Annotated in this window: 1 protein-coding gene; it reads right to left on the bottom strand. The window is 53.0% G+C overall.

Annotated elements, in window-relative coordinates; all coding sequences use genetic code 11:
- Positions 1 to 2: 2 nt before the first annotated feature.
- Complete coding sequence (locus AC5YB3_RS09725; protein ID WP_494527022.1) at positions 3 to 23,966, bottom strand: Ig-like domain-containing protein; 23,964 nt, start codon at positions 23,964 to 23,966, stop codon at positions 3 to 5.
- Between the last annotated feature and the right edge of the window lie 409 nt (positions 23,967 to 24,375).

Genomic DNA, 24,375 nt, shown 5'->3' with positions numbered 1-24,375 from the left:
ATTTAAGGAATAATATTATGGTGTGGATTAGTATCCAGTGGCGCGATTCCTTGTACAGGTTCTGGTGTGACAGGCTGAGAGTCAATGATTAGCGGACCATCATTATTACTACCCAGTAAGCCATTAATTATACCAGCATCGTTAGTGCTGCCATATTCGTCGAACAAATTAACACCATCAAGGATGATATGTTGTTCAAAGACACCGTCTTGATTGGCATCAATATCGATCACTGTAGAGCCACTACTGTTAAGGCTGAAATTCAAATAGCTGTCTAGCGTGTTGGTATTTTCACCTTGAAGTAGATCGCGTAAATCCAATTTATCTTCATGGATATTAAAGTCAGTGATATGGTCTGTTCCTGACTCGCCAGCCTGCCAGACGAAAGTATCAGCACCAGTCCCACCCGTTAGTTTATCGTTTCCTAGGCCACCAATAATAGTATCGTTACCAGCACCACCAAATATAAGATCATTACCATTACCGCCGTAAAGCTGATCATTCCCACCTTGCCCATAAAGTATGTCATTACCTTGTCCGCCGATAAGAATATCTGCCTTATCGCTGGCACCAGATTGGTCAAAATCAGATGCATGCTCAGTAATATATCTATGTACTTGGGCATCGGTTACTGCAGCTACCCCTAGCTGATCAGCAACATAATCTTTGATGGCAACATAACCTTGGCCACTGATACCGTTAAAGTTGATGGCATCACCAAAGAGTATATCGTCGCCGTTACCACCGTTGATGGTATCAGATCCTGGCAGTTGGGTAATTGGGGTACCAATGATCGCATCAGCTAAATCCTCAGCATTGATGTTAGTCAGAACATTACCGTCAGAGTCAAATGGCTTAAGATCTTCACTATCCAGTGATGGGCCTATCCCAATGGCCTGAACAATCACTCCTAGCGTTGATAGGAAAGCAAATCCTTGCTGGGAATTCGCATTCGTTCCGGTGCCGTTTGTACCCAAGTTGGCAAATTGGAAACCTCCATTACCATCCGGGCGCATAAAGCCAACTGAACTTGAGCTCCAACTATTATTGTTATTTTGGGTCCATTTTAATACTTCACCGTACTGGTTGATGATCGTACGTCCATCTTGGCTATATGTATTGCCAAATACATAACCGTTTTGGATGATACTGGATAGGTAAATACTGTTGTTTGCTCCGCGTGGGTTATAAACCTCAGGGTTTTGGCCCTCATTGTAGTTGTACTCATTAGCTTGGCCATCGGTAATAAAGTAAGCCAGATTTGTGGCACTGTTACCGCTGATGCCAGAGAACCAGTTGGCGGTCGTTTTAAATACATCTTCGTAGTTGGTGTTTCCACCTGAACGCATGTCGTCCAATGCATCTTCCAGTATCGACAGGGCATTGGGGTCTTTCATATCGACAGAAACCCAACCTTTAGAAATGCCATCAAAGTCAACCAAGAACACATTTACAGTGCCGCTGCCTTCAGCGGTAGCGCTGTTTTTCAGTGTCGTAAACACCTGTTCAAGTTGCGCTGTCATGCTATTGAGCGCCGTGCTTCCAATACTGCCAGAACTATCGACCATAAAGGCGATATTGTAGTTTTGACCTGGCAAAATAACGCTACCGTCTAAATCGCCGACCACAATGTTGTGCTCATTACCAAAGTTAAGATTTTGATCGCCAGGCTCTCCTTCATGACCACTGAAGTAGCTAAGAATGACGCTATCTGCATCTGTTGCAGTATTGGTCAGGTCTGTACCTGACTCTCTTGATACTGCTTCGACAACGAGGTTGACTTGACCTGCATATTCACCAGGAACCCTTAATGTTAATCCTGTCAGATTGACTTCTAAAGATGCACTGTTCCATACGCTGCCATGATTTAGAAGAATATTACCGTCTGCATCTGCAGTTCCCATCAATGTACCGTTACTACTGTAGAGTAAGGTGCCTTCGGGTAAACCACTGAGCTGAATGCTATCGATGCTTTCGCTACCGTCTCGATCCGCAAGTGACACATTAATTTCGATTGGATAGTCTACAGCTGTAGGCTGTTCTAATGTGAGTTCACCTGTGATTTGATTGATCGCGTATATGCCATCCTTGAATTGCACATACTCAATATCATGCAGGGCCTTAGTGACACCGATACCATTTTCAGTTACAAAGAAGTTGAACCAACGATCATTACTAGAGTAGCCAGTACTTTTCTCTATTATGTAGTCGGCTCGGTTGCCAAGAAGTACGGCGATATCTGTTCCTGCACCACCGTAGAGCCCGTCATTACCTAGACCAGCAACAAGAACATCATTTCCTGTTCCGCCATAGAGAGAGTCACCTTGAACGGCATCACTGCCGACGAGTATGTCATCACCATCCATACCGTAAAGTAGATCACCGCCGCCATTTGCGCTGACAAGATGATCGTTCCCCCCAGTACCGAGCAACTGATCTTGTCCGGAAGTATTATCAATAGTACGCGTACCAGTATTAAATGGTGCGGTAGTGAAATCGCCCGTACGGAACTGTTCGGTAGTGATGCCTGAAGTCTTAAAGTTACTGTATAGCGGTATGCCATTATCAGTCAGAATAACGTTAACGACAGGCTTATCTGCTATAGGTAAAACAGTGATATCAAGTGCTGCTGTGGAACCAGTATTTGTTGTGTAGGTGACACTTGGCATTTCGCCTGCCCAGTTATCATTTGGAGTAAACTGGAATTCACCATTAGCTTGTATTAATAAGCTACCCACGGCCAAGGTAACGGTTTGCCCAGCGTTAAAACTGGTTTGCATACCGTTATACATGACTCTGAAGCTAGTGATGCTCAGATTGCCGAGTTGATCATTGGTAAGAACATTACCCGTTAGCTGTTGATCTTCGTCGATGGTATAGCGATCGTCAGTCGCATCAATAACAGTAGCATTATCCGTGCCTTCAGCTGATTCATTATTAGCACTATCAGTTTGAGTTGCGGTGACTGAGATTGCCTGACCTGCAGTCGGAGTAGGCTCTGTCCAAGTAATAACACCATTTGTATAGGTGTAACCTGTTGCTAGAGCACCATTACTAAATTTCAGTACGCCATTGTCAAGAATGAGGTCTACTGTACTGCTATTACCTGCATTATCGATTTCTAGATGTACACTGCCGCCAGTATTAAAGTCACTAGCATTAATTTTGACCTGTATTTGAACGCCATTACTACCTATCTCAGTACTCGTCAAATACGCGTCATCATTTACATCATCTATGATGCGTACTTCAGGTGCAGAAGGTGGCGTTGTATCAACATAAACTTGTGGAATAACAGAGAAAGTACCATCTGTATGATCGCCATCTCCATCAGTGGCTCTTACTTTGAAATCAATATCACCATCGCTAGGTTGTAACATCTCTTGATATTGATGGAAGTCCCATTGACCAGTACCTGGGGTGAACTCCAGTTTGAATACCAAGTGACCAGCTGCATCGACCCCAATCAGTGTATTTGCCGTTTGGGTTATGGTAATTGCACTGCCTGTTGCCGTGAATAAATTGGTTTCATCACTACCTTGTAATGTGAGCGAACCTTTACCATCTGCGCCCCAATCAGGGCTAACTGTTCCTGAAGCAAAGGCGATTGCTGGTGGAGTAGTTGCGCCTAAAAACTCAATAGCGGTAACAGTGAAGTCACTATTATCACCGCTACTTGGGCCCTGGCCATTATCAAGGGCTTTGATGACCATAGTGTCAAAACCGCCTTGTAAGGCTTGGAAGTTGGCGGCATAGTCGCCACTGCTGGCATCTGAGCTAAATGTTTGAGTTGCGATAAGTTGGCCATCTCGCCAAAACTCGACGACACCGACTTCTAGTTCGCCACCAAACATGTGGGAAAACTGGATATTTACGCCGTAGGCAATAGTTCCAGGATCGAGAGTAATGATGATTTCTTCAGATGCAGAACTTCCATCTGCAAATTTACGGAAATCGACTTCGTTCGCGAGATTATGATAAGGAGCACCAGCGCTACTAACACCTATCCCACTACTACTACCAAAGATTGCGGCATCAATTAAATTTGAGTTAGTTGACGAAGTGAATCCTCTTGCACTGATAGTAAACCCATTGAAATCTAATGAATTACTGTTGCCGCTGTAACCAGTGAGTGAGAATGAACCCACCAATGAATCAGGAATACTTGTCGTTGTAGTTTGCACGGCTGCAATTGGTGATATGACTGGAGCATCATCTTCAATGGTGACATTGAAACTTCCAGTTGATGTTCCACCATGACCATCATCAACATTGATACCGATATTGACTGACAAGGTGTCTTCAGTCTCAGTATCTGGATGATCGACGGGACCTTTAAGCGTGACATCATAGGTCCAATTTCCTGAACTACCATTAACCGGTGGCGTCAGTGTTGCAGTCATAATTTCGGTATATGAAGCCTCACCTGCAGTACCAATATAACCCGTTAAAGTTTGCGTGACAGGGTCCCAACTCCATTGAATTGCTTGGCCACCAGAGAATAATCCTGATGGGCCAGAAAGTGAAACGGTCAGATTATCATTATTACTATCTTGTATGCTTACTGTCCCAGAGGCGTCAGGACTATTAGTCGAATCGGTATCTCCAGTGCTATCAGGTAGACCTAGGGGCAAACCTTCCTCTGAAACAATTACGTTATTAAGTACGTTAATCGTTGGTACTGAATTGACCGTTGCAGTATCTGAGCCCTGACTTGAAGTGTTGCCCGCCGCATCCGTTTGGGTCGCATAGATTGTAATATCTTGACCTGCTTCAGGGGTTGACTCTGTCCAGCTAATGATACCATTACTGTAGCTGAAGTTTGTTGCGGGAGTGCCATCAGCAAATTGTAGTTCGATAACCCCGTTACCAACATCGACTATTTTAAGCTCAATTGAGGTTATGACTGCACTGTTATTGATCGTTAAATTAACATGCCCTCCAGCTAAAAAGTCAGTGGCATCAATATTAACTTCGATCTGAACACCAGCACCATTATTACTAATCTCAGATTGAGTAAGTACACCATCACCAGGTATACCGTCATCAACGATTAATACTGTTGGAGGATTAGGGGCGGTGGTATCAATCGTGACACTGTCGTGGGCGGAATAGCTGTTGCCCGCAGGGTCGGTGACAGTGGCCGTTAGGGTTAGGGTAGCTCCGTCTGCTGGAGCATTCACTGCCAGCGCCAGACCGCTGTCGAGCATGGCTTGGGTGACAGGGCCGTTAAACAGCTCGCTCCCGTCTTGATCGACAATCACTAAGGTATCGCCCAGGGCAGTGCCGGCGCCGAGGGTAACGACGTAGTTTACTTGCCCGTCGAGCTCAGCACTACTGAGCAGGCCGTCATTGTTGGTGTCTTCGGTGATGCTGATGCTGACCGCTGGGGCGGTAGTATCAATCACCACGTCCTGGGTGACGGTTTTGCTGTTGCCCGCCAGGTCAGTGACGGTGGCGCTGACAGGGTAAGTGCCATCGGCCAAGGTGGTGCCGGTTAAGTCGATGCTCCAGTTACCGCTGGCATCAATCACCAAGCCGTTGGCGGTGGTGTAGACCACGCCATTGATGGTGACGGCCAAGGTGCTGTTGTCACCTAAATCGACCGTGCCGTTGAAAATCAGGGTGTTGTCATTGGTGATGAAGTCGCTGCCGGAGGCGCCGGTGTCATCGGTAATGCTGGTGATCGCCACGGTGTTGCCGTCGCCATCTTGGTCAATCTTAGTATCAATCACCACGTCCTGGGTGACGGTCTTGCTGTTGCCGGCCAGGTCAGTGACCGTGGCGCTGACAGGGTAAGTGCCATCGGCCAAGGTGGTGCCGGTTAAGTCGATGCTCCAGTTACCGCTGGCATCAATCACCAAGCCGTTGGCAGTGGTGTACACCACGCCATTGATGGTGACGGCCAAGGTGCTGTTGTCACCCAAATCGACGGTACCGTTGAACACTAAGGTGTTGTCGTTGGTGATGAAGTCGCTGCCGGAGGCACCGGTGTCATCGGTAATGCTGGTGATCGCCACGGTGTTGCCGTCGCCATCTTGGTCAATCTTGGTATCAATCACCACGTCTTGGGTGACGGTTTTGCTGTTGCCCGCCAGGTCAGTGACGGTGGCGCTGACAGGGTAAGTGCCATCGGCCAAGGTGGTGCCGGTTAAGTCGATGCTCCAGTTACCGCTGGCATCAATCACCAAGCCGTTGGCAGTGGTGTAGACCACGCCATTGATGGTGACGGCCAAGGTGCTGTTGTCACCTAAATCGACGGTACCGTTGAACACTAAGGTGTTGTCGTTGGTGATGAAGTCGCTGCCGGAGGCACCGGTGTCATCGGTAATGCTGGTGATCGCCACGGTGTTGCCGTCGCCATCTTGGTCAATCTTAGTATCAATCACCACGTCCTGGGTGACGGTCTTGCTGTTGCCCGCCAGGTCAGTGACGGTGGCGCTGACAGGGTAAGTGCCATCGGCCAAGGTGGTGCCGGTTAAGTCGATGCTCCAGTTACCGCTGGCATCAATCACCAAGCCGTTGGCAGTGGTGTAGACCACGCCATTGATGGTGACGGCCAAGGTGCTGTTGTCACCCAAATCGACGGTACCGTTGAACACTAAGGTGTTGTCGTTGGTGATGAAGTCGCTGCCGGAGGCACCGGTGTCATCGGTAATGCTGGTGATCGCCACGGTGTTGCCGTCGCCATCTTGGTCAATCTTGGTATCAATCACCACGTCTTGGGTGACGGTTTTGCTGTTGCCCGCCAGGTCAGTGACGGTGGCGCTGACAGGGTAAGTGCCATCGGCCAAGGTGGTGCCGGTTAAGTCGATGCTCCAGTTACCGCTGGCATCAATCACCAAGCCGTTGGCAGTGGTGTAGACCACGCCATTGATGGTGACGGCCAAGGTGCTGTTGTCACCTAAATCGACGGTACCGTTGAACACTAAGGTGTTGTCATTGGTGATGAAGTCGCTGCCCGAGGCACCGGTGTCATCGGTAATGCTGGTGATCGCCACGGTGTTGCCGTCGCCATCTTGGTCAATCTTAGTATCAATCACCACGTCCTGGGTGACGGTCTTGCTGTTGCCCGCCAGGTCAGTGACGGTGGCGCTGACAGGGTAAGTGCCATCGGCCAAGGTGGTGCCGGTTAAGTCGATGCTCCAGTTACCGCTGGCATCAATCACCAAGCCGTTGGCAGTGGTGTAGACCACGCCATTGATGGTGACGGCCAAGGTGCTGTTGTCACCTAAATCGACGGTACCGTTGAACACTAAGGTGTTGTCATTGGTGATGAAGTCGCTGCCCGAGGCACCGGTGTCATCGGTAATGCTGGTGATCGCCACGGTGTTGCCGTCGCCATCTTGGTCAATCTTAGTATCAATCACCACGTCTTGGGTGACGGTTTTGCTGTTGCCGGCCAGGTCAGTGACCGTGGCGCTGACAGGGTAAGTGCCATCGGCCAAGGTGGTGCCGGTTAAGTCGATGCTCCAGTTACCGCTGGCATCAATCACCAAGCCGTTGGCAGTGGTGTAGACCACGCCATTGATGGTGACGGCCAAGGTGCTGTTGTCACCTAAATCGACGGTACCGTTGAACACTAAGGTGTTGTCATTGGTGATGAAGTCGCTGCCCGAGGCACCGGTGTCATCGGTAATGCTGGTGATCGCCACGGTGTTGCCGTCGCCATCTTGGTCAATCTTAGTATCAATCACCACGTCCTGGGTGACGGTTTTGCTGTTGCCCGCCAGGTCAGTGACCGTGGCGCTGACAGGGTAAGTGCCATCGGCCAAGGTGGTGCCGGTTAAGTCGATGCTCCAGTTACCGCTGGCATCAATCACCAAGCCGTTGGCAGTGGTGTAGACCACGCCATTGATGGTGACGGCCAAGGTGCTGTCATCGCCTAAATCGACGGTACCGTTGAAGACTAAGGTGTTGTCGTTGGTGATGAAGTCGCTGCCCGAGGCGCCGGTGTCATCGGTAATGCTGGTGATCGCCACGGTGTTGCCGTCGCCATCTTGGTCAATCTTAGTATCAATCACCACGTCTTGGGTGACGGTTTTGCTGTTGCCCGCCAGGTCAGTGACGGTGGCGCTGACAGGGTAAGTGCCATCGGCCAAGGTGGTGCCGGTTAAGTCGATGCTCCAGTTACCGCTGGCATCAATCACCAAGCCGTTGGCAGTGGTGTAGACCACGCCATTGATGGTGACGGCCAAGGTGCTGTCATCGCCTAAATCGACGGTACCGTTGAAGACTAAGGTGTTGTCGTTGGTGATGAAGTCGCTGCCCGAGGCGCCGGTGTCATCGGTAATGCTGGTGATCGCCACGGTGTTGCCGTCGCCATCTTGGTCAATCTTGGTATCAATCACCACGTCTTGGGTGACGGTCTTGCTGTTGCCCGCCAGGTCAGTGACGGTGGCGCTGACAGGGTAAGTGCCATCGGCCAAGGTGGTGCCGGTTAAGTCGATGCTCCAGTTACCGCTGGCATCAATCACCAAGCCGTTGGCAGTGGTGTACACCACGCCATTGATGGTGACGGCCAAGGTGCTGTTGTCACCTAAATCGACCGTGCCGTTGAAAATCAGGGTGTTGTCATTGGTGATGAAGTCGCTGCCCGAGGCGCCGGTGTCATCGGTAATGCTGGTGATTGCCACGGTGTTGCCGTCGCCATCTTGGTCAATCTTGGTATCAATCACCACGTCTTGGGTGACGGTCTTGCTGTTGCCCGCCAGGTCAGTGACGGTGGCGCTGACAGGGTAAGTGCCATCGGCCAAGGTGGTGCCGGTTAAGTCGATGCTCCAGTTACCGCTGGCATCAATCACCAAGCCGTTGGCAGTGGTGTAGACCACGCCATTGATGGTGACGGCCAAGGTGCTGTTGTCACCTAAATCGACGGTACCGTTAAACACTAAGGTGTTGTCATTGGTGATGAAGTCGCTGCCCGAGGCGCCGGTGTCATCGGTAATGCTGGTGATTGCCACGGTGTTGCCGTCGCCATCTTGGTCAATCTTAGTATCAATCACCACGTCCTGGGTGACGGTCTTGCTGTTGCCGGCCAGGTCAGTGACCGTGGCGCTGACAGGGTAAGTGCCATCGGCCAAGGTGGTGCCGGTTAAGTCGATGCTCCAGTTACCGCTGGCATCAATCACCAAGCCGTTGGCAGTGGTGTACACCACGCCATTGATGGTGACGGCCAAGGTGCTGTTGTCACCCAAATCGACGGTACCGTTGAACACTAAGGTGTTGTCGTTGGTGATGAAGTCGCTGCCGGAGGCACCGGTGTCATCGGTAATGCTGGTGATCGCCACGGTGTTGCCGTCGCCATCTTGGTCAATCTTGGTATCAATCACCACGTCTTGGGTGACGGTTTTGCTGTTGCCCGCCAGGTCAGTGACGGTGGCGCTGACAGGGTAAGTGCCATCGGCCAAGGTGGTGCCGGTTAAGTCGATGCTCCAGTTACCGCTGGCATCAATCACCAAGCCGTTGGCAGTGGTGTAGACCACGCCATTGATGGTGACGGCCAAGGTGCTGTTGTCACCTAAATCGACGGTACCGTTGAACACTAAGGTGTTGTCGTTGGTGATGAAGTCGCTGCCGGAGGCACCGGTGTCATCGGTAATGCTGGTGATCGCCACGGTGTTGCCGTCGCCATCTTGGTCAATCTTAGTATCAATCACCACGTCCTGGGTGACGGTTTTGCTGTTGCCCGCCAGGTCAGTGACGGTGGCGCTGACAGGGTAAGTGCCATCGGCCAAGGTGGTGCCGGTTAAGTCGATGCTCCAGTTACCGCTGGCATCAATCACCAAGCCGTTGGCAGTGGTGTAGACCACGCCATTGATGGTGACGGCCAAGGTGCTGTTGTCACCTAAATCGACCGTGCCGTTGAACACTAAGGTGTTGTCGTTGGTGATGAAGTCGCTGCCCGAGGCGCCGGTGTCATCGGTAATGCTGGTGATTGCCACGGTGTTGCCGTCGCCATCTTGGTCAATCTTAGTATCAATCACCACGTCTTGGGTGACGGTCTTGCTGTTGCCCGCCAGGTCAGTGACGGTGGCGCTGACAGGGTAAGTGCCATCGGCCAAGGTGGTGCCGGTTAAGTCGATGCTCCAGTTACCGCTGGCATCAATCACCAAGCCGTTGGCAGTGGTGTAGACCACGCCATTGATGGTGACGGCCAAGGTGCTGTTGTCACCCAAATCGACGGTACCGTTGAACACTAAGGTGTTGTCATTGGTGATGAAGTCGCTGCCCGAGGCACCGGTGTCATCGGTAATGCTGGTGATCGCCACGGTGTTGCCGTCGCCATCTTGGTCAATCTTAGTATCAATCACCACGTCCTGGGTGACGGTTTTGCTGTTGCCCGCCAGGTCAGTGACCGTGGCGCTGACAGGGTAAGTGCCATCGGCCAAGGTGGTGCCGGTTAAGTCGATGCTCCAGTTACCGCTGGCATCAATCACCAAGCCGTTGGCAGTGGTGTAGACCACGCCATTGATGGTGACGGCCAAGGTGCTGTTGTCACCTAAATCGACGGTACCGTTAAACACTAAGGTGTTGTCATTGGTGATGAAGTCGCTGCCCGAGGCGCCGGTGTCATCGGTAATGCTGGTGATTGCCACGGTGTTGCCGTCGCCATCTTGGTCAATCTTAGTATCAATCACCACGTCCTGGGTGACGGTCTTGCTGTTGCCCGCCAGGTCAGTGACGGTGGCGCTGACAGGGTAAGTGCCATCGGCCAAGGTGGTGCCGGTTAAGTCGATGCTCCAGTTACCGCTGGCATCAATCACCAAGCCGTTGGCAGTGGTGTACACCACGCCATTGATGGTGACGGCCAAGGTGCTGTTGTCACCTAAATCGACGGTACCGTTGAACACTAAGGTGTTGTCGTTGGTGATGAAGTCGCTGCCCGAGGCACCGGTGTCATCGGTAATGCTGGTGATCGCCACGGTGTTGCCGTCGCCATCTTGGTCAATCTTGGTATCAATCACCACGTCTTGGGTGACGGTTTTGCTGTTGCCCGCCAGGTCAGTGACGGTGGCGCTGACAGGGTAAGTGCCATCGGCCAAGGTGGTGCCGGTTAAGTCGATGCTCCAGTTACCGCTGGCATCAATCACCAAGCCGTTGGCAGTGGTGTACACCACGCCATTGATGGTGACGGCCAAGGTGCTGTTGTCACCTAAATCGACGGTACCGTTGAACACTAAGGTGTTGTCATTGGTGATGAAGTCGCTGCCCGAGGCACCGGTGTCATCGGTAATGCTGGTGATCGCCACGGTGTTGCCGTCGCCATCTTGGTCAATCTTAGTATCAATCACCACGTCTTGGGTGACGGTTTTGCTGTTGCCCGCCAGGTCAGTGACGGTGGCGCTGACAGGGTAAGTGCCATCGGCCAAGGTGGTGCCGGTTAAGTCGATGCTCCAGTTACCGCTGGCATCAATCACCAAGCCGTTGGCAGTGGTGTACACCACGCCATTGATGGTGACGGCCAAGGTGCTGTTGTCACCCAAATCGACGGTACCGTTGAACACTAAGGTGTTGTCGTTGGTGATGAAGTCGCTGCCGGAGGCACCGGTGTCATCGGTAATGCTGGTGATCGCCACGGTGTTGCCGTCGCCATCTTGGTCAATCTTGGTATCAATCACCACGTCTTGGGTGACGGTTTTGCTGTTGCCCGCCAGGTCAGTGACGGTGGCGCTGACAGGGTAAGTGCCATCGGCCAAGGTGGTGCCGGTTAAGTCGATGCTCCAGTTACCGCTGGCATCAATCACCAAGCCGTTGGCAGTGGTGTAGACCACGCCATTGATGGTGACGGCCAAGGTGCTGTTGTCACCTAAATCGACGGTACCGTTGAACACTAAGGTGTTGTCATTGGTGATGAAGTCGCTGCCCGAGGCACCGGTGTCATCGGTAATGCTGGTGATCGCCACGGTGTTGCCGTCGCCATCTTGGTCAATCTTAGTATCAATCACCACGTCCTGGGTGACGGTCTTGCTGTTGCCCGCCAGGTCAGTGACGGTGGCGCTGACAGGGTAAGTGCCATCGGCCAAGGTGGTGCCGGTTAAGTCGATGCTCCAGTTACCGCTGGCATCAATCACCAAGCCGTTGGCAGTGGTGTAGACCACGCCATTGATGGTGACGGCCAAGGTGCTGTTGTCACCTAAATCGACGGTACCGTTGAACACTAAGGTGTTGTCATTGGTGATGAAGTCGCTGCCCGAGGCACCGGTGTCATCGGTAATGCTGGTGATCGCCACGGTGTTGCCGTCGCCATCTTGGTCAATCTTAGTATCAATCACCACGTCTTGGGTGACGGTTTTGCTGTTGCCGGCCAGGTCAGTGACCGTGGCGCTGACAGGGTAAGTGCCATCGGCCAAGGTGGTGCCGGTTAAGTCGATGCTCCAGTTACCGCTGGCATCAATCACCAAGCCGTTGGCAGTGGTGTAGACCACGCCATTGATGGTGACGGCCAAGGTGCTGTTGTCACCTAAATCGACGGTACCGTTGAACACTAAGGTGTTGTCATTGGTGATGAAGTCGCTGCCCGAGGCACCGGTGTCATCGGTAATGCTGGTGATCGCCACGGTGTTGCCGTCGCCATCTTGGTCAATCTTAGTATCAATCACCACGTCCTGGGTGACGGTTTTGCTGTTGCCCGCCAGGTCAGTGACCGTGGCGCTGACAGGGTAAGTGCCATCGGCCAAGGTGGTGCCGGTTAAGTCGATGCTCCAGTTACCGCTGGCATCAATCACCAAGCCGTTGGCAGTGGTGTAGACCACGCCATTGATGGTGACGGCCAAGGTGCTGTCATCGCCTAAATCGACGGTACCGTTGAAGACTAAGGTGTTGTCGTTGGTGATGAAGTCGCTGCCCGAGGCGCCGGTGTCATCGGTAATGCTGGTGATCGCCACGGTGTTGCCGTCGCCATCTTGGTCAATCTTAGTATCAATCACCACGTCTTGGGTGACGGTCTTGCTGTTGCCCGCCAGGTCAGTGACGGTGGCGCTGACAGGGTAAGTGCCATCGGCCAAGGTGGTGCCGGTTAAGTCGATGCTCCAGTTACCGCTGGCATCAATCACCAAGCCGTTGGCAGTGGTGTAGACCACGCCATTGATGGTGACGGCCAAGGTGCTGTTGTCACCTAAATCGACCGTGCCGTTGAACACTAAGGTGTTGTCGTTGGTGATGAAGTCGCTGCCCGAGGCGCCGGTGTCATCGGTAATGCTGGTGATTGCCACGGTGTTGCCGTCGCCATCTTGGTCAATCTTAGTATCAATCACCACGTCCTGGGTGACGGTTTTGCTGTTGCCCGCCAGGTCAGTGACCGTGGCGCTGACAGGGTAAGTGCCATCGGCCAAGGTGGTGCCGGTTAAGTCGATGCTCCAGTTACCGCTGGCATCAATCACCAAGCCGTTGGCAGTGGTGTACACCACGCCATTGATGGTGACGGCCAAGGTGCTGTTGTCACCCAAATCGACCGTGCCGTTGAACACTAAGGTGTTGTCGTTGGTGATGAAGTCGCTGCCCGAGGCGCCGGTGTCATCGGTAATGCTGGTGATCGCCACGGTGTTGCCGTCGCCATCTTGGTCAATCTTGGTATCAATCACCACGTCTTGGGTGACGGTTTTGCTGTTGCCCGCCAGGTCAGTGACGGTGGCGCTGACAGGGTAAGTGCCATCGGCCAAGGTGGTGCCGGTTAAGTCGATGCTCCAGTTACCGCTGGCATCAATCACCAAGCCGTTGGCAGTGGTGTAGACCACGCCATTGATGGTGACGGCCAAGGTGCTGTCATCGCCTAAATCGACGGTACCGTTAAACACTAAGGTGTTGTCATTGGTGATGAAGTCGCTGCCCGAGGCGCCGGTGTCATCGGTAATGCTGGTGATCGCCACGGTGTTGCCGTCGCCATCTTGGTCAATCTTAGTATCAATCACCACGTCCTGGGTGACGGTCTTGCTGTTGCCCGCCAGGTCAGTGACGGTGGCGCTGACAGGGTAAGTGCCATCGGCCAAGGTGGTGCCGGTTAAGTCGATGCTCCAGTTACCGCTGGCATCAATCACCAAGCCGTTGGCAGTGGTGTACACCACGCCATTGATGGTGACGGCCAAGGTGCTGTTGTCACCTAAATCGACGGTACCGTTGAACACTAAGGTGTTGTCGTTGGTGATGAAGTCGCTGCCCGAGGCACCGGTGTCATCGGTAATGCTGGTGATCGCCACGGTGTTGCCGTCGCCATCTTGGTCAATCTTAGTATCAATCACCACGTCTTGGGTGACGGTCTTGCTGTTGCCCGCCAGGTCAGTGACGGTGGCGCTGACAGGGTAAGTGCCATCGGCCAAGGTGGTGCCGGTTAAGTCGATGCTCCAGTTACCGCTGGCATCAATCACCAAGCCGTTGGCAGTGGTGTACACCACGCCATTGATGGTGACGGCCAAGGTGCTGTTGTCACCTAAATCGACGGTACCGTTGAACACTAAGGTGTTGTCATTGGTGATGAAGTCGCTGCCCGAGGCACCGGTGTCATCGGTAATGCTGGTGATCGCCACGGTGTTGCCGTCGCCATCTTGGTCAATCTTAGTATCAATCACCACGTCTTGGGTGACGGTTTTGCTGTTGCCCGCCAGGTCAGTGACGGTGGCGCTGACAGGGTAAGTGCCATCGGCCAAGGTGGTGCCGGTTAAGTCGATGCTCCAGTTACCGCTGGCATCAATCACCAAGCCGTTGGCAGTGGTGTACACCACGCCATTGATGGTGACGGCCAAGGTGCTGTTGTCACCCAAATCGACGGTACCGTTGAACACTAAGGTGTTGTCGTTGGTGATGAAGTCGCTGCCGGAGGCACCGGTGTCATCGGTAATGCTGGTGATCGCCACGGTGTTGCCGTCGCCATCTTGGTCAATCTTGGTATCAATCACCACGTCTTGGGTGACGGTTTTGCTGTTGCCCGCCAGGTCAGTGACGGTGGCGCTGACAGGGTAAGTGCCATCGGCCAAGGTGGTGCCGGTTAAGTCGATGCTCCAGTTACCGCTGGCATCAATCACCAAGCCGTTGGCAGTGGTGTAGACCACGCCATTGATGGTGACGGCCAAGGTGCTGTTGTCACCTAAATCGACGGTACCGTTGAACACTAAGGTGTTGTCATTGGTGATGAAGTCGCTGCCCGAGGCACCGGTGTCATCGGTAATGCTGGTGATCGCCACGGTGTTGCCGTCGCCATCTTGGTCAATCTTAGTATCAATCACCACGTCCTGGGTGACGGTCTTGCTGTTGCCCGCCAGGTCAGTGACGGTGGCGCTGACAGGGTAAGTGCCATCGGCCAAGGTGGTGCCGGTTAAGTCGATGCTCCAGTTACCGCTGGCATCAATCACCAAGCCGTTGGCAGTGGTGTAGACCACGCCATTGATGGTGACGGCCAAGGTGCTGTTGTCACCTAAATCGACGGTACCGTTGAACACTAAGGTGTTGTCATTGGTGATGAAGTCGCTGCCCGAGGCACCGGTGTCATCGGTAATGCTGGTGATCGCCACGGTGTTGCCGTCGCCATCTTGGTCAATCTTAGTATCAATCACCACGTCTTGGGTGACGGTTTTGCTGTTGCCGGCCAGGTCAGTGACCGTGGCGCTGACAGGGTAAGTGCCATCGGCCAAGGTGGTGCCGGTTAAGTCGATGCTCCAGTTACCGCTGGCATCAATCACCAAGCCGTTGGCAGTGGTGTAGACCACGCCATTGATGGTGACGGCCAAGGTGCTGTTGTCACCTAAATCGACGGTACCGTTGAACACTAAGGTGTTGTCATTGGTGATGAAGTCGCTGCCCGAGGCACCGGTGTCATCGGTAATGCTGGTGATCGCCACGGTGTTGCCGTCGCCATCTTGGTCAATCTTAGTATCAATCACCACGTCCTGGGTGACGGTTTTGCTGTTGCCCGCCAGGTCAGTGACCGTGGCGCTGACAGGGTAAGTGCCATCGGCCAAGGTGGTGCCGGTTAAGTCGATGCTCCAGTTACCGCTGGCATCAATCACCAAGCCGTTGGCAGTGGTGTAGACCACGCCATTGATGGTGACGGCCAAGGTGCTGTCATCGCCTAAATCGACGGTACCGTTGAAGACTAAGGTGTTGTCGTTGGTGATGAAGTCGCTGCCCGAGGCGCCGGTGTCATCGGTAATGCTGGTGATCGCCACGGTGTTGCCGTCGCCATCTTGGTCAATCTTAGTATCAATCACCACGTCTTGGGTGACGGTCTTGCTGTTGCCCGCCAGGTCAGTGACGGTGGCGCTGACAGGGTAAGTGCCATCGGCCAAGGTGGTGCCGGTTAAGTCGATGCTCCAGTTACCGCTGGCATCAATCACCAAGCCGTTGGCAGTGGTGTAGACCACGCCATTGATGGTGACGGCCAAGGTGCTGTTGTCACCTAAATCGACCGTGCCGTTGAACACTAAGGTGTTGTCGTTGGTGATGAAGTCGCTGCCCGAGGCGCCGGTGTCATCGGTAATGCTGGTGATTGCCACGGTGTTGCCGTCGCCATCTTGGTCAATCTTAGTATCAATCACCACGTCCTGGGTGACGGTTTTGCTGTTGCCCGCCAGGTCAGTGACCGTGGCGCTGACAGGGTAAGTGCCATCGGCCAAGGTGGTGCCGGTTAAGTCGATGCTCCAGTTACCGCTGGCATCAATCACCAAGCCGTTGGCAGTGGTGTACACCACGCCATTGATGGTGACGGCCAAGGTGCTGTTGTCACCCAAATCGACCGTGCCGTTGAACACTAAGGTGTTGTCGTTGGTGATGAAGTCGCTGCCCGAGGCGCCGGTGTCATCGGTAATGCTGGTGATCGCCACGGTGTTGCCGTCGCCATCTTGGTCAATCTTGGTATCAATCACCACGTCTTGGGTGACGGTTTTGCTGTTGCCCGCCAGGTCAGTGACGGTGGCGCTGACAGGGTAAGTGCCATCGGCCAAGGTGGTGCCGGTTAAGTCGATGCTCCAGTTACCGCTGGCATCAATCACCAAGCCGTTGGCAGTGGTGTAGACCACGCCATTGATGGTGACGGCCAAGGTGCTGTCATCGCCTAAATCGACGGTACCGTTAAACACTAAGGTGTTGTCATTGGTGATGAAGTCGCTGCCCGAGGCGCCGGTGTCATCGGTAATGCTGGTGATCGCCACGGTGTTGCCGTCGCCATCTTGGTCAATCTTAGTATCAATCACCACGTCCTGGGTGACGGTTTTGCTGTTGCCCGCCAGGTCAGTGACGGTGGCGCTGACAGGGTAAGTGCCATCGGCCAAGGTGGTGCCGGTTAAGTCGATGCTCCAGTTACCGCTGGCATCAATCACCAAGCCGTTGGCAGTGGTGTAGACCACGCCATTGATGGTGACGGCCAAGGTGCTGTTGTCACCTAAATCGACCGTGCCGTTGAACACTAAGGTGTTGTCGTTGGTGATGAAGTCGCTGCCCGAGGCGCCGGTGTCATCGGTAATGCTGGTGATTGCCACGGTGTTGCCGTCGCCATCTTGGTCAATCTTAGTATCAATCACCACGTCTTGGGTGACGGTCTTGCTGTTGCCCGCCAGGTCAGTGACGGTGGCGCTGACAGGGTAAGTGCCATCGGCCAAGGTGGTGCCGGTTAAGTCGATGCTCCAGTTACCGCTGGCATCAATCACCAAGCCGTTGGCAGTGGTGTAGACCACGCCATTGATGGTGACGGCCAAGGTGCTGTTGTCACCCAAATCGACGGTACCGTTGAACACTAAGGTGTTGTCGTTGGTGATGAAGTCGCTGCCCGAGGCACCGGTGTCATCGGTAATGCTGGTGATCGCCACGGTGTTGCCGTCGCCATCTTGGTCAATCTTGGTATCAATCACCACGTCTTGGGTGACGGTCTTGCTGTTGCCCGCCAGGTCAGTGACGGTGGCGCTGACAGGGTAAGTGCCATCGGCCAAGGTGGTGCCGGTTAAGTCGATGCTCCAGTTACCGCTGGCATCAATCACCAAGCCGTTGGCAGTGGTGTAGACCACGCCATTGATGGTGACGGCCAAGGTGCTGTTGTCACCTAAATCGACCGTGCCGTTGAACACTAAGGTGTTGTCATTGGTGATGAAGTCGCTGCCCGAGGCGCCGGTGTCATCGGTAATGCTGGTGATTGCCACGGTGTTGCCGTCGCCATCTTGGTCAATCTTAGTATCAATCACCACGTCCTGGGTGACGGTTTTGCTGTTGCCCGCCAGGTCAGTGACGGTGGCGCTGACAGGGTAAGTGCCATCGGCCAAGGTGGTGCCGGTTAAGTCGATGCTCCAGTTACCGCTGGCATCAATCACCAAGCCGTTGGCAGTGGTGTAGACCACGCCATTGATGGTGACGGCCAAGGTGCTGTCATCGCCTAAATCGACGGTACCGTTGAAGACTAAGGTGTTGTCGTTGGTGATGAAGTCGCTGCCCGAGGCGCCGGTGTCATCGGTAATGCTGGTGATCGCCACGGTGTTGCCGTCGCCATCTTGGTCAATCTTAGTATCAATCACCACGTCCTGGGTGACGGTTTTGCTGTTGCCCGCCAGGTCAGTGACGGTGGCGCTGACAGGGTAAGTGCCATCGGCCAAGGTGGTGCCGGTTAAGTCGATGCTCCAGTTACCGCTGGCATCAATCACCAAGCCGTTGGCAGTGGTGTAGACCACGCCATTGATGGTGACGGCCAAGGTGCTGTTGTCACCTAAATCGACCGTGCCGTTAAACACTAAGGTGTTGTCATTGGTGATGAAGTCGCTGCCCGAGGCGCCGGTGTCATCGGTAATGCTGGTGATCGCCACGGTGTTGCCGTCGCCATCTTGGTCAATCTTGGTATCAATCACCACGTCTTGGGTGACGGTCTTGCTGTTGCCCGCCAGGTCAGTGACGGTGGCGCTGACAGGGTAAGTGCCATCGGCCAAGGTGGTGCCGGTTAAGTCGATGCTCCAGTTACCGCTGGCATCAATCACCAAGCCGTTGGCAGTGGTGTAGACCACGCCATTGATGGTGACGGCCAAGGTGCTGTTGTCACCTAAATCGACCGTGCCGTTGAACACTAAGGTGTTGTCATTGGTGATGAAGTCGCTGCCCGAGGCGCCGGTGTCATCGGTAATGCTGGTGATTGCCACGGTGTTGCCGTCGCCATCTTGGTCAATCTTAGTATCAATCACCACGTCCTGGGTGACGGTTTTGCTGTTGCCCGCCAGGTCAGTGACGGTGGCGCTGACAGGGTAAGTGCCATCGGCCAAGGTGGTGCCGGTTAAGTCGATGCTCCAGTTACCGCTGGCATCAATCACCAAGCCGTTGGCAGTGGTGTAGACCACGCCATTGATGGTGACGGCCAAGGTGCTGTCATCGCCTAAATCGACGGTACCGTTGAAGACTAAGGTGTTGTCGTTGGTGATGAAGTCGCTGCCGGAGGCACCGGTGTCATCGGTAATGCTGGTGATCGCCACGGTGTTGCCGTCGCCATCTTGGTCAATCTTGGTATCAATCACCACGTCTTGGGTGACGGTTTTGCTGTTGCCCGCCAGGTCAGTGACGGTGGCGCTGACAGGGTAAGTGCCATCGGCCAAGGTGGTGCCGGTTAAGTCGATGCTCCAGTTACCGCTGGCATCAATCACCAAGCCGTTGGCAGTGGTGTAGACCACGCCATTGATGGTGACGGCCAAGGTGCTGTTGTCACCTAAATCGACGGTACCGTTGAACACTAAGGTGTTGTCGTTGGTGATGAAGTCGCTGCCGGAGGCACCGGTGTCATCGGTAATGCTGGTGATCGCCACGGTGTTGCCGTCGCCATCTTGGTCAATCTTAGTATCAATCACCACGTCCTGGGTGACGGTTTTGCTGTTGCCCGCCAGGTCAGTGACGGTGGCGCTGACAGGGTAAGTGCCATCGGCCAAGGTGGTGCCGGTTAAGTCGATGCTCCAGTTACCGCTGGCATCAATCACCAAGCCGTTGGCAGTGGTGTAGACCACGCCATTGATGGTGACGGCCAAGGTGCTGTTGTCACCTAAATCGACCGTGCCGTTGAACACTAAGGTGTTGTCGTTGGTGATGAAGTCGCTGCCCGAGGCGCCGGTGTCATCGGTAATGCTGGTGATTGCCACGGTGTTGCCGTCGCCATCTTGGTCAATCTTGGTATCAATCACCACGTCTTGGGTGACGGTCTTGCTGTTGCCCGCCAGGTCAGTGACGGTGGCGCTGACAGGGTAAGTGCCATCGGCCAAGGTGGTGCCGGTTAAGTCGATGCTCCAGTTACCGCTGGCATCAATCACCAAGCCGTTGGCAGTGGTGTAGACCACGCCATTGATGGTGACGGCCAAGGTGCTGTTGTCACCCAAATCGACGGTACCGTTGAACACTAAGGTGTTGTCGTTGGTGATGAAGTCGCTGCCGGAGGCACCGGTGTCATCGGTAATGCTGGTGATCGCCACGGTGTTGCCGTCGCCATCTTGGTCAATCTTGGTATCAATCACCACGTCTTGGGTGACGGTTTTGCTGTTGCCCGCCAGGTCAGTGACGGTGGCGCTGACAGGGTAAGTGCCATCGGCCAAGGTGGTGCCGGTTAAGTCGATGCTCCAGTTACCGCTGGCATCAATCACCAAGCCGTTGGCAGTGGTGTAGACCACGCCATTGATGGTGACGGCCAAGGTGCTGTTGTCACCTAAATCGACCGTGCCGTTGAACACTAAGGTGTTGTCGTTGGTGATGAAGTCGCTGCCCGAGGCGCCGGTGTCATCGGTAATGCTGGTGATTGCCACGGTGTTGCCGTCGCCATCTTGGTCAATCTTAGTATCAATCACCACGTCTTGGGTGACGGTCTTGCTGTTGCCCGCCAGGTCAGTGACGGTGGCGCTGACAGGGTAAGTGCCATCGGCCAAGGTGGTGCCGGTTAAGTCGATGCTCCAGTTACCGCTGGCATCAATCACCAAGCCGTTGGCAGTGGTGTAGACCACGCCATTGATGGTGACGGCCAAGGTGCTGTTGTCACCCAAATCGACGGTACCGTTGAACACTAAGGTGTTGTCGTTGGTGATGAAGTCGCTGCCCGAGGCACCGGTGTCATCGGTAATGCTGGTGATCGCCACGGTGTTGCCGTCGCCATCTTGGTCAATCTTGGTATCAATCACCACGTCTTGGGTGACGGTCTTGCTGTTGCCCGCCAGGTCAGTGACGGTGGCGCTGACAGGGTAAGTGCCATCGGCCAAGGTGGTGCCGGTTAAGTCGATGCTCCAGTTACCGCTGGCATCAATCACCAAGCCGTTGGCAGTGGTGTAGACCACGCCATTGATGGTGACGGCCAAGGTGCTGTTGTCACCTAAATCGACCGTGCCGTTGAACACTAAGGTGTTGTCGTTGGTGATGAAGTCGCTGCCCGAGGCGCCGGTGTCATCGGTAATGCTGGTGATTGCCACGGTGTTGCCGTCGCCATCTTGGTCAATCTTAGTATCAATCACCACGTCCTGGGTGACGGTTTTGCTGTTGCCCGCCAGGTCAGTGACGGTGGCGCTGACAGGGTAAGTGCCATCGGCCAAGGTGGTGCCGGTTAAGTCGATGCTCCAGTTACCGCTGGCATCAATCACCAAGCCGTTGGCAGTGGTGTACACCACGCCATTGATGGTGACGGCCAAGGTGCTGTTGTCACCCAAATCGACCGTGCCGTTGAACACTAAGGTGTTGTCGTTGGTGATGAAGTCGCTGCCCGAGGCGCCGGTGTCATCGGTAATGCTGGTGATCGCCACGGTGTTGCCGTCGCCATCTTGGTCAATTTGGGTGTCTACATTGCCATTATCAGTGGCTTTACCTGTATTACCAGCAGGATCTATCACTGTTGCTATAGCGGTATAATCACCTTCAGCCAAAGGGGTTGTGACGTCCACTGCGTAGGTGCCATCTGCATTAACAGTCGTTGTTAATGTCTGTTCTGCCCCTGTGCTATCTATGACAACAATCGTAATTGTGCTACCCGGCGTTGCATCTGACGAGCCAGTAATAGTAGGGGTGGTATCTTGTGTATTATCGGGTGCATCTACAGTGATGTTAGGTGCTGTGATATCCACGTTACCGTCATCGGTGGCTGTGCCGGTATTACCAGCAGGATCTGTAACTGTCGCTGTTGCTGTAATAGGGCCTTCTGCGACAGGATTGGTAACATCCACAGTATAAGTACCGTCAGGGTTAACTGTGGTGGTTAGCGTCTGCTCAGTACCTGTGCTGTCGGTGACAACAATTGTTATGGTGCTACCTGGAGGGGCATCTGTAGTGCCCGTGATTGTCGGGGTTGTGTCATTGGTTGCATCGGGAACATCGACGGTAATATTTGGTGCTGTGTTATCAACATTGCCATTATCAGTAGCTTCACCTGTATTGCCTGCTGGATCTGTCACTGTTGCTACAGCGGTATAGCCGCCTTCAGCGAGTGGGTTAGTGACATCTACGGAATAGGTGCCATCAGGGTTTACTGTGGTGGTAAGAGTCTGCTCTGCACCTGTGCTATCGGTGACAACAATCGTAATAGTGCTACCTGGCGGTGCATCAGTCGAACCTGTGATCGTTGGTGTAGTATCTTGGGTATCATCAGGTGCATCAACAGTAATTGTTGGCGCAGTTGTATCGAGTAGTGCTGAATCACTACCTTCTGGAGATATGTTACCGGCACTGTCTGTGATAGTCGCCACAACTGTAATCGTTTCGCCTTCACCGGGAGCAGGAAGGTTGAGATTCACAAAGCCATTGTTGATATCTTCCTGAGTCAGTGTGTAGTCAACACCATTAACAGTCAGCGTATCGCCAACATTTGCACCTGTGCCATCTAAGCCAATAGTGACATTGACTTCAGTATTGCCAGCTAGCTCTTCGTTACTGATAAAACCATCATTGTTTGTATCTGTATTGATAGTGACACTAGGTCCCCCATCGGCGACTGGTGTGACATTGATGGTTAATGTTGCTGAAGCGCCAGTATTGGTTGTGTAAGTAATAACAGGTACTTGGCCATTCCAGTTTTCATTGGGTGTAAAGGTATATGAACCATCGGCGTTCAAGATTAAAGTGCCGCCTTCGAGCGTGACTTCAGTACCTGCTGCGTAAGTGGTACCGCCGACTTCGAAACTCACAACACTTAAGCTTGAGTCTACATCGCTGTCATTATCAAGTACGTTGCCCGTAGAAGCTGTATCTTCATCGACTGTATTTGAATCGTTGGCCAGAACAGATGGATCATCTATAGGCGAGATATTAATGGTAAGAGTTGCGCTTGAGCCTGTATTAGTTGTGTAGGTAATGACAGGAACTTGGCCATTCCAGTTTTCATTGGGTGTAAAGGTATATGAGCCATCGGCGTTTAACACTAAAGTGCCGCCTTCAAGCGTGACTTCGGTACCTGCTGCGTAAGTGGTACCGCCGACTTCGAAACTCACAACACTTAAGCTTGAGTCTACATCGCTGTCATTATCGAGCACATTGCCAGTGGCAATGTTATCTTCATCGGTCGTATTGCTGTCATTGGCGAGTGCCGAAGGAGAATCTGCAGCAATGGTCAGTTGTGGATCATTGACCGTTGTGCCTGTCAGTGCTTGACCAGTGGTTGAGTATCCTGATGTGGCTAAGACTTCACTACCACTGCGAGCGAGAGTGACATAGCCAGAGTTACCGTCACGGCCTGGAGTGTTCCCTGCTGCGGTTTCTGGAAGGTTCTGAGTTGGGTCTTCACCAGAGGCAATTAGATCTTGTAATGCTTGGATTTCATCTAAGGCAGCCGCGTCAGTGGCGTTGGTGGCTACTGCTGATTCGTTGGGAGCAACTTCGTTCGATAGCTTAGTGCCATCGTCGAAGGTGATCTCATAGGTCGCGTTTTCGTCAATATGGAGCACAGCACCTTTTGGGAGTTGTTCGCCATCCTTAGCGGGTTGATTTGAACCATCAACTTCGACATTGATTTGCCCTTTTACTAACTTAAGCAAACCTTTCTTTGATGTAATTACCGATCCCATAGTGAGCTCCCAACAGCCAAAGTGTGTTAATTCCACAGACGCACAAATCCAACATATGTGCTGGGTTGTGATACAAGTGGTCGAATTTTAGCTAACAAAGTGTCACAAGTCAATTTTTTGACACATCTGTATTGCTTGTTCTGACTGGGGTTTGCGAGATGTTGGATATAAAAAAGACAGGATTCAGATGTGTAACTAGATGTAGTAGATATATTTATAAAAAGGGCTGCATTTAGTATTTTTCAACTTCGTAGTTAAGTATATTTATAACAAATTAATTAGGATTGGAAGGTTAATTTTTTATGAAAACGACACAAACCGACCTAGTGAGTCACGTTTTTGAGTAGAAACGAAGCAAGAACTTTCGTGAGTGGTAAACGCCGTGACTCACAACAGTGCGAATCACGGC

Source organism: Shewanella sp. 1311 (assembly GCF_059338235.1).
This window is presented reverse-complemented; position numbering and strand designations above follow the sequence as displayed.